Annotated in this window: 14 protein-coding genes; 7 read left to right on the top strand and 7 right to left on the bottom strand. The window is 69.4% G+C overall.

Annotated elements, in window-relative coordinates; genetic code table 11:
* The first annotated feature begins 64 nt into the window (after positions 1–64).
* On the top strand, positions 65–382 hold the full coding sequence (locus tag C468_RS05750) for a DUF7344 domain-containing protein (RefSeq protein WP_008847933.1): 318 nt from the start codon (positions 65–67) through the stop codon (positions 380–382).
* A gap of 246 nt (positions 383–628) precedes the next feature.
* Here the strand turns inward: C468_RS05750 and C468_RS05745 are convergent, their stop codons facing one another.
* Together C468_RS05745 and C468_RS05740 are read right to left on the bottom strand one after the other, a co-directional pair.
* A complete protein-coding gene (locus tag C468_RS05745) occupies positions 629–1681 on the bottom strand; it encodes a glycosyltransferase family 2 protein (RefSeq protein WP_008847932.1) in 1053 nt (350 codons plus the stop codon).
* A gap of 1 nt (position 1682) precedes the next feature.
* Complete coding sequence (locus C468_RS05740; RefSeq protein ID WP_008847931.1) at positions 1683–3071, bottom strand: FG-GAP repeat domain-containing protein; 1389 nt, start codon at positions 3069–3071, stop codon at positions 1683–1685.
* A gap of 160 nt (positions 3072–3231) precedes the next feature.
* Between C468_RS05740 and glmM the strand changes: the two genes are divergently transcribed.
* The 3 genes from glmM to C468_RS05725 all read left to right on the top strand — a co-directional run bounded on the left by glmM (position 3232) and on the right by C468_RS05725 (position 5713).
* Positions 3232–4575, top strand: coding sequence for a phosphoglucosamine mutase (gene glmM / locus C468_RS05735; protein WP_008847930.1), 1344 nt, complete (start codon positions 3232–3234; stop codon positions 4573–4575).
* A 118-nt stretch (positions 4576–4693) separates the two neighbouring features.
* Positions 4694–5092, top strand: a complete 399-nt coding sequence (locus tag C468_RS05730) for a hypothetical protein (protein WP_008847929.1) — start codon at positions 4694–4696, stop codon at positions 5090–5092.
* A 63-nt stretch (positions 5093–5155) separates the two neighbouring features.
* Positions 5156–5713, top strand: coding sequence for a sugar O-acetyltransferase (locus C468_RS05725; RefSeq protein ID WP_008847928.1), 558 nt, complete (start codon positions 5156–5158; stop codon positions 5711–5713).
* Positions 5714–5977: 264 nt separating this feature from the next.
* Here C468_RS05725 and C468_RS05720 read toward each other — a convergent pair whose 3' ends face one another.
* Together C468_RS05720 and prs are read right to left on the bottom strand one after the other, a co-directional pair.
* A complete protein-coding gene (locus tag C468_RS05720; protein ID WP_161609723.1) occupies positions 5978–6472 on the bottom strand; it encodes a hypothetical protein in 495 nt (164 codons plus the stop codon).
* Positions 6473–6760: 288 nt separating this feature from the next.
* On the bottom strand, positions 6761–7615 hold the full coding sequence (gene prs / locus C468_RS05715; protein ID WP_008847926.1) for a ribose-phosphate diphosphokinase: 855 nt from the start codon (positions 7613–7615) through the stop codon (positions 6761–6763).
* A gap of 145 nt (positions 7616–7760) precedes the next feature.
* On the opposite strand from prs, the gene C468_RS05710 reads away from it, so the two are divergent.
* Positions 7761–8411, top strand: a complete 651-nt coding sequence (locus C468_RS05710; RefSeq protein ID WP_008847925.1) for an HVO_0476 family zinc finger protein — start codon at positions 7761–7763, stop codon at positions 8409–8411.
* Positions 8412–8540: 129 nt separating this feature from the next.
* Here C468_RS05710 and fer read toward each other — a convergent pair whose 3' ends face one another.
* Positions 8541–8930 carry a ferredoxin Fer gene (gene fer, locus C468_RS05705; RefSeq protein WP_008847924.1) on the bottom strand — a complete coding sequence of 130 codons (390 nt, stop codon included), beginning with the start codon at positions 8928–8930 and terminating at the stop codon, positions 8541–8543.
* 170 nt (positions 8931–9100) lie between these two features.
* Between fer and C468_RS05700 the strand changes: the two genes are divergently transcribed.
* Both C468_RS05700 and C468_RS05695 read left to right on the top strand, forming a co-directional pair.
* Positions 9101–9970, top strand: coding sequence for a CheF family chemotaxis protein (locus C468_RS05700; RefSeq protein WP_008847923.1), 870 nt, complete (start codon positions 9101–9103; stop codon positions 9968–9970).
* A 99-nt stretch (positions 9971–10069) separates the two neighbouring features.
* On the top strand, positions 10070–10969 hold the full coding sequence (locus tag C468_RS05695; RefSeq protein ID WP_008847922.1) for a hypothetical protein: 900 nt from the start codon (positions 10070–10072) through the stop codon (positions 10967–10969).
* A 40-nt stretch (positions 10970–11009) separates the two neighbouring features.
* Here C468_RS05695 and C468_RS05690 read toward each other — a convergent pair whose 3' ends face one another.
* Together C468_RS05690 and C468_RS05685 are read right to left on the bottom strand one after the other, a co-directional pair.
* The gene (locus C468_RS05690) at positions 11010–11552 is read right to left on the bottom strand and encodes a hypothetical protein (RefSeq protein WP_008847921.1); all 543 of its coding nucleotides are present in this window, start codon (positions 11550–11552) and stop codon (positions 11010–11012) included.
* Positions 11549–12487 carry an MOSC domain-containing protein gene (locus tag C468_RS05685; RefSeq protein ID WP_008847920.1) on the bottom strand — a complete coding sequence of 313 codons (939 nt, stop codon included), beginning with the start codon at positions 12485–12487 and terminating at the stop codon, positions 11549–11551. Before C468_RS05685 ends, C468_RS05690 begins: the two co-directional genes overlap by 4 nt.
* Between the last annotated feature and the right edge of the window lie 100 nt (positions 12488–12587).

The following is a 12587-nucleotide window of genomic DNA, read 5'->3' as shown; positions in this document are numbered from 1 at the left end:
ACGAACAGTACGGTATCCATGTTCCTGCGAGCGACTGTCCCGTCCGAACATGGTGGGACACAGAATGCACACAGAAACCCAGACCGCCTCGACCGAAACGCTGCTCCGAGCCGTCGCCGACCCCGAGCGTCGGGCGATACTCCGCCACCTGCACGCGACCGATAGCCGCGCGGTCGGCGTCGACGACCTCGCGGAAGCGATCGAATCGCGCGACCGACCGACCGACGACGGGCAGACCGCCATCGAACTGCACCACACGCATCTGCCGATGTTGGCGGACGCAGAGGTGATCGAATTCGACCGGGAGCGCGGGGCCGTCGCCTACCGCGGCGACGACCGCGTCGAAACGCTTCTGGAGTTCGTCTCCGATCGGCTCGAGTGAGGCGTCGGCCCGCCTCGGCGAGGCACGCTCGGCACTGTTCGGTTCCCGTCCGACTCTTGTTCAAATCTTATGCGGTTCCCGTCCGATTCCCGTCCGACACTCGTTCGATCGATTATAACTGCGCGAGCGGCGTCGCCGAGCGGCGCCGTCCCCGGATCTTCGGCTCACACGCGAGCCCCGTTCGCTCCCGGGGAGACGGAGCCCGTCGGCTCGGCTGCGACACGTCGACGATGTCGCCGCGGGCGGTCACCCGAGCGACCGGGAGATGCCGCGCGCCAGGAGGTGCGTGGGGCGGCCTCCCAGCGACGCGAACAGGTACGTGAAAAAGCGCGGCTCGAAGGGGTACCGCGCGACCGCGGTGGACAGGAGCCGGCGCGCCTCGCCGTAGTTACCGGTGTACAGCGCCGACGACCCGGCTCGGAACGCGGCCCACGCGCGCATCTTCCGGCGGAAGGGCCGGCCGTACGCCGCCGCGACGTCGTCGAACCGCTCGAGGAAGCTGTCGTAGCCGCGGCGCTTCTTCTCGAAGTCGTCGCTCAGTCGACCGTGCGACGTGTACTCGTAGACGACGAGCGGTTCGGGGAGCCGGACGAACGCGGTCCGTTGGGAGACGCGGATGAGCCACTCCAGGTCGGCCCACGCCTCGAACTCCTCGTCGAACGGGATCGACTCCGCGATGTCGGCCCGGACCGTCACGACCGACATCGACCCGACCACGTTCCGACACAGCAGGGCCTTCGTCAGGTCGCCGTCGATCCGCGGCGGCAGCTCCTCGCTCTCGCCGTCCTCGCGGATCGCCTTCATCCCCGAGTAGACGGCGCCGACGTCGTCGTCGGCCGCCGCGAACGCCTCCACGTGCCGTTCGACCTTCTCCGGGACCCATCGGTCGTCGTCGTCGAGGAAGGCGACGTACGCCCCGTTCCCGGCCTCGATGCCCGTGTTCCGCGCGGCGTTGACGCCGCGGTTCGTCCGGTGTCGGACGCACCGGTACCCGGCCAGCGCGTCGGTGTCGACGCCCGCCAGCGTCTCGCTCGCGGGGGTGTCGGAGCAGTCGTCGACGACGACGAGCTCGATCGGCTCGTACGTCTGGTCGAGCACGCTCTCGACGCAGTCGCGGAGGTACGAGGGGCGGTTGTACGTCGTGACGACCACGGTGACGAGCGGATCGCTCGCGTCGGCGGCGGAGCGGTCGCCGGCGTCCGAGTCGGCATCGGAACGGTCGCCGGCGTCCGAGTCCGCGGCGGCCGGTCCGCTTTTAAATATCGGCAGCCGCTCGCGGAGCGTCGCGTTCGGGAACATGTTACGGGCGATTGTACCAGACGTCGACGTGCGCGTGCGGCTCCCACGACTTCCCGAGGAGGTCGGGCCGCCCGTTTCCGGTGACGTCGACGGCCTTCGCCTCGTGGGTCGGCACCCCGCTCTCCACGACGGTCTCCCTGAACTCCCCGCCGCCCTGATTCCGGAACAGGACGTGCTGTGCGGTCTCGTCGTTCTCCCCGGCGCCCATCTCCGCGACGTAGATGTCGAGCGATCCGGTGCCGTCGAAGTCGGCGAGCTGGACCGTGTGCGGGCAGTACAGGTCGTCGTGGAGGACGTGCGCGTCCCAGTCCGGCGGGTCGAACCACCCGACGCGGCCCATGTGCTCGCCGAGCAGCGGCGAGTCGCCCTCCGCGAACACCAGCTCCGGCTCGCCGTCGTCGTCCACGTCGCCGACGGCGACCCGCGTCCAGTCCCACCCGGTGACCACGTGTTCCCGGGTCCAGCCGGCCGACACGTCGGACGCGCCCTCGGAGGCGTGGTCGGACGCGTCCCCGGAGGCAGGGCCGGACGCGTCCCCGGAGGCGGGGCCGGAGGGAGCGGCCGACTCGGAGCCGGAGACGGAGGCGCCGCCCCCGGCGTCTCCGCCGGCGACCGCGTGCTGTCCGTTCGCCCGCCCGCTCCCGTCCGCTTCCATCGCGTCGTCGCGGGCGGGGTCGCCGACCCCGGCGCCGGCGGCCGCGTCCCCGTCGACCTGCCGGTAGACCGCCGTTCCCGCGACGAGCTCGTTGTCGCCGTCGCCGTCGAGGTCGGCGATCGCGAGCCCCTCGACGTTGGTGTTCCGGCTCACGACCGTGAGACAGTCGCTCGGCCACGGGGAGCGCGCGGGGTCGTCGGGGACGTCGTAGTAGAAGACCGTCTCGCTCTCCTGTGACGCGCCGACGACCTCGGGCTCCCCGTCGTTGTCGACGTCGCCGAACGCGAGGTCGTGGTACTTCGAGAAGTCGTCGGCGATCAGGTGTTGCGTCCACGTCTCCCGCGGGTCGGCGGGCTGTTCGAACCAGTAGACGTCGCTCCCGCCGAACCCCTGACCGACGATGAGGTCGAGCCGCCCGTTCCCGTTCACGTCGCCGAGCGTCGCGCCGAGCGCGTGGAGGTCCGAGGCCGACGAGATCGTGTGACGCGTCCACGCCGCGTCGCCGTCGTGGTTCCCTCGCCCGGGGTTCTCGTACCAGAAGAGGTTGTTCTCCAGCCGCCGGAACAGCCGTCCCACGAGCGGCACCGACCGGTCGCCCAACACCGGGAGGTCCTCGGCGCCCATCCCGCCGACGATGAGGTCCGGGAGGCCGTCGCCGACGAGGTCGACGGGCTCGCACACGAAGAGGCGCCCGCACGGGGGAGAATCGTCGATCGTTTGATGGTCGAATCGCATCTCGTCGGAGAGGACCGCCCCGCAACGCCTTACTATACGCAGGCTAACCGCCTCGGCGGGACGGCCGGTCGGCCGCGGGCGCGTTACCCGCGGGTTATCGACGGGGGCGCCGGCGGAAACGGTCGACGCCTACATATCCGTTCGGACGGTTGTCGACCTCATGTTCGGAACGAGCGGGATCCGGGGCCGAGTCGGCGAGTCGATCACCGCGTCGCTCGCGCTCGACGTGGGACGAGCCGTCGGAACGGACGCCGACCGAGTGCTGGTCGGACGGGACGCGCGCGACTCGGGGCGGACCCTCCGAGACGCGCTCGTCGCCGGCCTCCAAGAGACCGGGACCGACGTGGTCGACGCGGGGCTGGCGGCGACGCCGACGGTCGCCCGGGGGATCGCCGACCGAGACGCCGACGCCGGCGTGGTGGTGACCGCCTCGCACAACCCCCCGGAGGACAACGGGATCAAGCTCTGGACGCCGTCGGGACAGGCGTTCTCGACGACACAGCAGGAAGACGTCGCCGAGCGGATACGCGAGGCCGACTTCGACCTCGCGGCGTGGGACGAGCAGGGGACGCGCCGAACGTGGGCGGACGCGACCGCTCGCCACCGCGAGGCGCTGGTCGAGGCGGGCCGGCGCGACGCGTCGGCGGGGACCGCAGAGCTCTCCTCGCTGTCCGTCGTCGTCGACGTCGGGAACGGTATGGGCGGCGTGACCGCCGAGGCGCTGTACGAGCTCGGCGTCGACGTGGAGACGATCAACGACCGGCCGGACGGCAGGTTCCCCGCCCGCCCGAGCGAGCCGACGGCGGAGACGTGTACGACGCTCGCGGCGACGGTCCCCGCCGTGGGCGCCGACCTCGGGATCGCCCACGACGGCGACGCGGACCGGATGATGGCCGTCGCCGACGACGGCGAGTTCGTCTCCGGCGACCTGCTGCTCGCGCTCTTCGGGCGGGAGGAGGCGGGTTCCGGGGACCGGGTCGCCGCCCCGGTCAACACGAGCCTCGCCGTCGACGACGCCCTCGCGGCCGTCGGCGCGGAGGTCGTTCACACCCGCGTCGGCGACGTGTACGTCGCGGAGCGGACCCGCGACCCCGCCGTCGCGTTCGGCGGTGAGCCCTCCGGGGCCTGGATCTTCCCCGGGGAGACGCTCTGTCCCGACGGCCCGCTCGCCGCGGTGAAGCTCGCGGTCCTCGCCGCTGCGGAACCGATCTCGGACCGGCTCGCGCGGATCGACCGGTACCCGATCCGCCGCGAGACGGTCGAGACGGACGCGAAAGACGCCGCGATGGACGCCGTCGACGGGCTGGTCCGCGAGCGCTACGACGACGTCACCGCGCTCGACGGCGTTCGGGTCGAGACCGCGGACGGCTGGTTCCTGGTCCGCCCGTCGGGGACGCAGCCTCTGATTCGGCTGACCGCCGAGGCCCGCGACCCGGAGGACGCGTCGGCGCTGCTCTCGACGGCGCGGTCGCTCGTCGAGACTGCGGTCGAGTCGGCGAAGTAGTCGAGTTGGCGAACTAACCGGCGTGACGGCCGAGGGACGGCTCGCGGACGCGACGACCGGCCCCCCGGTCCGGTCCGCGGTGCGGCTTTTTAAGAGCCGGCGGCGACGACGTGCGGGCATGACCAGATTCGACGCCGCGACCGAGGGAGAGCGGCTGAAGCTGTACGCGGACGCGGCGACCGCCCACCGCGCGCGGTCGAGCGAGGTGATGACCGTCGACGCCGACCCCGACAGCGACACCACCGAGGGCGGCGAGGTGCCGCCGTGGGTCCAGCTCGCGGGCACGGAGCTCGTCCTCGACTGCACCGACGACGAGCTGGACCGGCTGAAGGCCCTGCTCGGCGAGTTCCCGGAGTTCCGGATCGACGAGCTGGTGAGCCCGGAGGAGGCCGAGGGGACGAACGCCGTCGTCACCGCCCGGTCGGACGCGAACCGCGTGGCGGGGTTCATCGAGCGCGCGTTCCGCGAGGTGTACGAGCTCGACGACGACTACCGGGCGTGGGTGACGGCGGTTTAAAAGAGAGACACCCGGCCGCCGCCCGACGGAAACGGCTATCCGCCGGGGCGCGTTCGGTGAGGTATGCCCACCGAGACGGAGCGGATGCTCGCGGGAGAGCTCTACGACCCGAGCGCGTCCGAGCTGGTCGCCGATCGGGAGCGCGCCCGCGACCTCGCCCGGCGGTACAGCGCGACGAGCGAGGCGGAGTCGGCGCACCGCGAGACGCTCCTGCGAGAGCTGTTCGACGCGGTCGGCGACGACCCCGCGGTCAATCCGTCGTTCCGGTGCGACTACGGCTACAACGTCGCCGTCGGCGACGACTTCTTCGCGAACTTCGGCTGCGTGTTCCTCGACGCCAACCGGATATCGTTCGGCGACCGGTGCCTGCTCGGCCCGGGCGTCCACGTTTACACGCCGACGCACCCGATCGACCCCGAGGAGCGCGCGACGGGCCGCGAGCGCGCCGAGTCGGTGACGGTTGGCGACGACGTCTGGATCGGGGGGCGCGCCGTGCTCAATCCCGGCGTGACGGTCGGCGACGGCGCGGTGATCGCCTCGGGCGCGGTCGTCACGAGAGACGTGCCGGACCGCGTCGTCGTCGGCGGGAACCCGGCGCGAGTGATTCGGGAGATCGAGTAGCGACCTCCGTCGAAATCCGCCAGAAGAGAGAAGAGGATCTGTGGATACAGAAGGTGTAGTCAGCAGGAGGACGGGGTTATTTTCTCTAACTGAACTCTGAATCAGCCGATAGAACGCGCCTGCGAATCTACTGCTAAGAGTTATATCAGATACTGTTTCTGATGCCAAGCCCCTGCTGAATACAGGGCGCGAATGCGGCATGAGGTGATAGCCTACGGGGCCCCGGTGAACGATAATCCAATAGAGCGTCTCGCATAGGGAAAATCAACACTCACTTCCATTGAACTCCATTCCTGTCTCGCTCGTCGTAGGCCCATCGGGGTGGCGGATCTGGAAGAACCAGTTGTTTTCGGCGTTCTCACTTCTGTTGCACGTCACTTCGTATGTGTCTTCAAACGTTTCGCCGTCAATCTGTATTCGAGCGTCGATTTCGTCACCATTGGTGACTCGAATGAGATCGGGGAAATCCAGCACGGTATACTCCCCCCCATCGGGAGGTCTAGGTGCGATATCAACGGAGCCGTCGATAACGATTTCACCGGCGTCGTCCCAGAGGGTGTACTCGACGTGATATGACTGTTCTCGACGGTTAACGATGCCAAAGTTGAACGGCCCCGGCTCTTCTCTAATGGCGGTACATCCGGCCGTGAGGAGGGCACCTCCAACTGCTAATTGTTGGAGGAAGGGGCGGCGATTCATACGACATATAGCTATTCTGATCAGAGCCTTTTTGATCATTTTGGTTTCTATCCGATTCATACGCAATTCTACTAACCTGATGATTCAGCACGGATAACTTGGAAGAAACCGTGTCGGTTTGCTCCATCCATCCTCTGTATCTCGCACGGCGTTCCTGACACATATCAGGAGAGTCAGGGGGTTACCGGTACGTGAGTTACCTGTCTTGAGCGATCCGTGAGTCACCTGTACTGAACGATCCTATTGGCTGGGGCTGATCACTGCGTTGTGCGAGATACACGCGGTGTATTCAGCACGGAACACCGAAGCCGATCGCCAGTCGGGGGAAGCCGACGGAACCGAGGAGACCTACTCGAGCGCGTCCGCGAGGACGGGCGCGACGCTGACGACGCTGCAGCCGCGTTCGAGCGTGTCGCTGCCGACGATCCGGTCGACGCCGGCGCCGCGGAGCTTCGTCACGGCGTTGGCCGCGAGCATGGGGTGGACGCAGGCCGCGAGCACCCGCGCCGCGCCGCGCTCGTTCAGGACGGCCACAGACTCGCTCATCGTCGACCCGGTGGCGACGATGTCGTCGACGACGACCACGTCCCGGCCCGCGACGGCGGCGTCCGAGGGCGACACCTCGATCGCGCCGGTGTCGCGGTCGCGGTGCTTCTCGAAGTAGTCCGTCTCGCCCGCGCCGTACGCGTCCCGGACCGTCTCCGCAATGCCGACCGCGCCCTCGTCGGGCGCGAGGAACAGCGGCTCCGCGAGGTCGGCCGGGAGCGGCGCCGCGAGGACGCCCGCGGCGTCGACCGTCTCGACCGGCACGTCGTAGAACTCGGCGACGCCGGCCTCGTGGGGGTTGACGAGCACGACGCGGTCGGTCCCGGTCGAGACGGCCCGCGCCATCGCCCGCGCCGAGACCGGCTCGCCGTCGCCAAACGACTGGTCCTGTCGGGCGTACCCCATGTAGGGGATCACGGTCGTCACGCGCTCGGCGCCGGCCTCGCGGACGGCGTCCTGCAGCTGGAGCAGTTCGACCCACGCCTCGTCGGCGTCTGTCGAGGCGACGATCGTGGCCTCGTCGCCCGCGAAGTCGGGGACCGCCGCGAGCCCCTCGCCGTCCGGGAACCGGTCGTAGGTCGGCGTCGCCAGCGGCCGGCCCGTCTCCTCGGCAAGCGCCGCCGCGAGCAGCTGTGAGCTGGATCCGGGTACGATCATGGGCGACCGTTCCCCAGACTCCGATAAACCAGTTTCCTTACTCGCCCGCCCCGGGGACCGACCCCGGAGCGAGGCCCACGCGAGCGTGTGACGCACCGCGGCCACAGGGGCGGATATTTACGCGAGCGGCGGATACGACGCCGTAATGACCGAAACCGGAGACCGAGTCGGTCTCGTCTGTCCGTCGTGTTCGTCGGGCGAGGAGACCGTCCACGAAGTGCTGCGCCCCGGCGGGCAGGCGACCGTCCGCTGTACCGACTGCGACCACACGTACAAGACCGAGATCCCGGAGGAGGAGACGGTCGGGCTGACGGTCATCGTCTCGCAGGACGGGGAGTCGTTCTCGACCGAGATGGACGTGCCCGCGGACACCTACGTCGCGACCGGCGAGGAGTTCGTCGTCGACTCCCCCGACGCCCTGATGCAGGTCCGGGTGACCGGGATCGAGGTCGGCCCGGAGCAGCGGGTCGAGGAGGCCGACATCGAGGCCGTCGAGACCCTGTGGACCCGCGCGGTCGACAACGTCACGGTCCCGGTGACGCTCCACCCGAAGGACGGGAACGCGGACCAGACGCGCTCGCTGCAGGTGAACGTCCCCGGCGACTACGAGTTCACCGTCGGCGAGACCGAGACCTTCGGCGAGGAGGAGTTCGTCGTCGAGGGCGTCCAGATCCGCGAGGACGCCCCCGAGTACCGCCACGAGAAGCTGGATCACGAGGGCGACTTCGCGTACGCCAAGGATCTCAAGCGGGTGTACGCCCGCGACGAGAGCCTGACCGCGTGGTCGGCCTGGTAGGTGGGAGTCGGGTTCGGAGCCGAGCGGTCGCTCGGCGGGACGAGTCGTCCGAAAAAACGGTGGCACCGATGGGGGTGACCCACATCGAACACCGTCTGTGAGTGCGGCCTCGGCGTGGTCGAAGCGGCGTTAGATGACGCGGTTCTGCAGGTAGTCGAGGTGTTTCGCGTTGTAGACGATCTTGACCTCGTCGGCCGACGGGCTGCCGATGCAGGTGAGACGGACGTTCTTGTCTTCGACCTCCTCGTCGGAGAGGATCTGCTGCATGTCCATCTCGATGTCGCCTTCCTTCACGATGGCGGCGCAGTTCGCGCAGGCGCCGGCACGGCACGAGAAGGGCCAGTCGTAGCCCTGGGCCTCGGCGGATTCGAGGATGTACTCGCCCTGGTTCACTTCGAGGGAGCCGTAGTCCTCGGCGTCGAGGTCGGCGTCAGCCGCCTCCTCGAACAGGTCGTCGTCGTCCATCGACCAGCCGTGGTCGTCGAGCACTTCGTAGTTGAGGTATTCTACTGTGGGCATCACCTGTCGGTTTGATGCCCACCTCATTAGGCTTTGCTGTTCCTCGCTTTTACCGCGCGATCGAACCGGCCCGAGCGTCCGAACACGTTCGTTCTCGATTCGTCGGTTTGTTATCACGACTGATACAGCAGGAGTAACAGTAAATACCGGAGAGGCGCAAGCGAAGTTCGATGGAAGAGTCCGTCGTCGCTGACTTCGTCGGCCGCGTCCACACCTCCGACCTCGGACGCGACGAACCAGTGTCGGGCCGCGTCCTCCTGAGCCAGCGCCGGCTCGTGCTCGCCACCGACGGCGCGAAGACGACCGTCCCCCTCTCGAAGGTGTTCGACGTCGTCGTCGGCACCGTCCCCGGAGACCTCCAGTCGTTTTTCAGCGACAGCGTGACCATCGCCTACCGGGACGGCGGGGACAGGCGCACGGCCCTCGTGGAGGGCGAGCCGGACGACATGGAGCGGTTCACCCGGCTGCTGTTCAAGGTCCTGTTGCGCGGCGTGACGGTGACGGTCCGGCACCCGGCGAAGCTCGGCGGGCGCGTCACGGACGCGTCCGACCACACCGCGTCGATCACCCTCTCGCCGGGCGCGATCGGCTTCGCCGACTGCCCCGACCCGTTCAGGGTGGAACTGTCGAGCGTCATCGACTACGAGCGGACGAACCGCACGATCGCCGACAAGAAGCGCCCGGCGCTCGTGTTCCGCCACGTCCCGGACACCCAGACCGTGACGTCGATCGCGACCGTCCCCGACAAGCGGATCCTGAACGTGCTCGGTCGGTACATCAAGCTGGAGTACGACGAGGTGATGGAGGACGTCGAGGCGTTCGATCCGACGGAGGAACAGCTGGAGATCCTCGTGTCGATCTACTCCGCCGGGGGCGAGGCGAACATCGCCGACGTGGTCACCGGCGACGTGACCCAGACGGAGATGGTCCTCGAAACGCTCCGCGACGAGGACCTCGTCGTCGACGGGGACGCCGGGGCCGCGCTCACGCGGAAGGGACAGATGATCGTCACCTCGTACATGGAGTCGGTCAACTCCTAGCGCTCGCTCTCAGGCGACCCCGGTCCGCGCGGCGAGCTCGCCCCCGGACCGCCTCCGAACGGGGGAAGTTTCATGCCGATACGGGTGTATGTGACGCACATGCCAGACGACCACCACGGGCGGGCGACGCGGCTTGACGCCGTGGTCCGCGATCGGGGGATCGACGCCCCGACCGGCGAGACCGCGGCCGACGCGTCCGATGGAAACGCCGGACCGCGGGTCGCGCGGGTTCCCGAGCCGCACGTCCACGACACCTTCTCGGTGGAGGGGATCGACACGAAGCGCCGGGAGGGGCTGTTAGAGGCCGTCCTCCGCGACCGTGAGGGCGTGAGCGCCGCGTCGGCGACCGGGCGAAACGGCACCGTCGGCGTCCACCACGACCCGTCGGTCTCCCGCGACGACCTCCGGGAGACGCTGGAGGCGTGTGGGCTCGTCGTCGACCCCGTCGACCGAGCGTTCGAGGCGCGGCGGGCCTCGCAGTTCGCGTCGGCCCGCGTCGCCGTCGCGGTGTTGTTCGGGCTGATGGTCGCGACGCCGTACATCGCGGTGCTGTACCCGACCCGGATCGAGTGGCTGTTCTACGACCCGCTCACGGTCGCGTACCTGCAGTCGCTGCTCGACTCGCGGATGGCGACGCACTTCTTCGTCAACCTCGGCGCGCTCTCCGGGATCGCGTTCCTCGTCGCCTGCGGCCCGATAATCAAGCGGTCGCTCGCGGCCGCGGCGGCCGGGCGGGTCACGAGCGAGAGCGTGTTCGTCGGGAGCGTCGTCGCCCTCTTCGGGTACAGCACGCTCGCCGCGTTCACGGCCTTCGAGGGCGCCGTTCACTACGACCTCGTCGCGTTCGCGGTCGCCGGCGTCACGCTCTGGAACCACTTCGGCGTCGGCGAGACGACGCCAGACACCGCGGGGGTCGAGGAGCCCGCCCGCGACGGGAGCGGCGCTCCGGCCGAGACGGCGGACGACGAGCCGGTCGCGATGACCGACGGCGGGCGCTGAGCCCGGCGTCCGCGCCGCAGTCCCGCGTTCTGACTCTGACTCACCCGACGACCGAGAGCCACCGCTCCGCGAACCACGGGAAACACAGCGAGAGCAGCGTCGCGGCGCCGGCCGCCCACGCGAGCCCGGCGGCCACGCCGAGTCCCCCGCTCGCCGGAGCGACGGTCGCGACCGTCTGCTCCACCCGGAGACCGCCGAAGATCGCCAATGCCAGTCCGCCGTTGAAGTACGGGACCCGCGCGAGCAGCAGCGACGGCGAGAGGGTCACCCACCCGGGGATCGGAGTCGCTATCGGGCGAACGAAGCCGCCCCGGACGAGCGTCCCGACGACCACCGCGGTGAGCCAGGCCACGATCCCCGTCGCCTTCGCGTCGAACCACCCGGTAGCCGGGTACTCCATCACGAGCAGTAACACGGGCAGCGAGAACACCGAGATCTCCGCGAACAGCCGCGTGGTGTCGTGGAGGAAGACGCCGAAGCGACTCTTCTCGGCGCGGGTCAGCTGACCGTACCCGTACCAAATCCGTCGCTCCGTCGACCGAGCGGCCGCGCTCTCCCGACCGGGCGTCCCCCGTCGAGTCACGGGTTCTCCCTCGTCTTGGTCGCGGCGGTCCCGTCCTTCTCGGCGACCTCGACGGTCCCGTCCTCCTCGGCGATCTCGACGACCCCCTCAATCGTCAGTCGGTCGCCGACCGCGAGCGTCGATCCCCACTCCGACTCGGGGACGACCGTGTTGACCATCAGCCGGAAGTCGTGGTCGAACCGGTCGCTCTCGGTCCACTCGGGGAGCGTCTCACGGCGCTTCCGGAGAAACGTCTCGCGGAACCCGTCGATCGGCTCGCCCGTGTCCGGGTCCCGCGAGGGGACGACGCAGCGCTGACAGGGGTTGACGCCGAGCAGCTCGGTCCCCCCGACCGAGACGCGCACGGCCTCGCCGCGGTCGGCGAACAGCCGGTCCTCCCAGAACGCCGGGCAGTCGTCGAGCACGAGGTTCGGACGGAGCCGACGGCGCATCTCCGTGGCGTCGGCGACCTCGTCGAACCACGAGGCGACCGCCTCCAGCGTCGCTCGCGAGACGACCGTCGGCCCCGGCGCCGCCCGGTCGTCGGGGAGGCCCCCGTCCGGCTCGCGGACGAGGTCGACCGCGTAGCCGAGGTACTCGCCGACCCACGCCTCCAGCGCCTCGCGGTCCCCGGGGAGCGCGAAGGTCCGCGTGTCGGCCTCGGCCCCCGTCTCGGAGCGCGCCGGGCGCGAGAGGGTCACTTCGGTCGGCGTCGCGTCGGTCGGGCCGGACGGTTCGTAGCTCGCCGAGAGCCCGTGGACCGCCGGCTCGCGCTTCCCGTTGACGTAGCCGCCGTCGCCGCCGACCGAGGTCGCGTGCGGGTCGACGCCGGCCTCGACGAGGGCGTACGTGCGGTCGCCGCGGAGGGCGCCGTTCGGCCCGAGGTCGGCGCGGTCGACCGCCGCCCCGTCGTTCGACTTCAGCGGGTACGCGACGAGCTCGCCAATGCGTGCCATACCCGCGGTTCGGGGGGCGACGACAAAAGGGTCCGGGAGTGGAGGGCGAAATCGAGAGAGGAACTGCGCGACGGGAAACGACGAAGAGAACGGAAAACGG

It is taken from the genome of Halorubrum kocurii JCM 14978 (assembly GCF_000337355.1).
Classification (GTDB): Archaea; Halobacteriota; Halobacteria; order Halobacteriales; family Haloferacaceae; genus Halorubrum; species Halorubrum kocurii.
This window is presented reverse-complemented; position numbering and strand designations above follow the sequence as displayed.

Coding starts and splice junctions, on each gene's coding strand:
- C468_RS05750 (WP_008847933.1), top strand. CDS start 65: ATGCACACAGAAACCCAGACCGCCTCGACCGAAACGCTGCTCCGAGCC.
- C468_RS05745 (WP_008847932.1), bottom strand. CDS start 1,681: ATGTTCCCGAACGCGACGCTCCGCGAGCGGCTGCCGATATTTAAAAGC.
- C468_RS05740 (WP_008847931.1), bottom strand. CDS start 3,071: ATGCGATTCGACCATCAAACGATCGACGATTCTCCCCCGTGCGGGCGC.
- glmM (WP_008847930.1), top strand. CDS start 3,232: ATGTTCGGAACGAGCGGGATCCGGGGCCGAGTCGGCGAGTCGATCACC.
- C468_RS05730 (WP_008847929.1), top strand. CDS start 4,694: ATGACCAGATTCGACGCCGCGACCGAGGGAGAGCGGCTGAAGCTGTAC.
- C468_RS05725 (WP_008847928.1), top strand. CDS start 5,156: ATGCCCACCGAGACGGAGCGGATGCTCGCGGGAGAGCTCTACGACCCG.
- C468_RS05720 (WP_161609723.1), bottom strand. CDS start 6,472: ATGAATCGGATAGAAACCAAAATGATCAAAAAGGCTCTGATCAGAATA.
- prs (WP_008847926.1), bottom strand. CDS start 7,615: ATGATCGTACCCGGATCCAGCTCACAGCTGCTCGCGGCGGCGCTTGCC.
- C468_RS05710 (WP_008847925.1), top strand. CDS start 7,761: ATGACCGAAACCGGAGACCGAGTCGGTCTCGTCTGTCCGTCGTGTTCG.
- fer (WP_008847924.1), bottom strand. CDS start 8,930: ATGCCCACAGTAGAATACCTCAACTACGAAGTGCTCGACGACCACGGC.
- C468_RS05700 (WP_008847923.1), top strand. CDS start 9,101: ATGGAAGAGTCCGTCGTCGCTGACTTCGTCGGCCGCGTCCACACCTCC.
- C468_RS05695 (WP_008847922.1), top strand. CDS start 10,070: ATGCCAGACGACCACCACGGGCGGGCGACGCGGCTTGACGCCGTGGTC.
- C468_RS05685 (WP_008847920.1), bottom strand. CDS start 12,487: ATGGCACGCATTGGCGAGCTCGTCGCGTACCCGCTGAAGTCGAACGAC.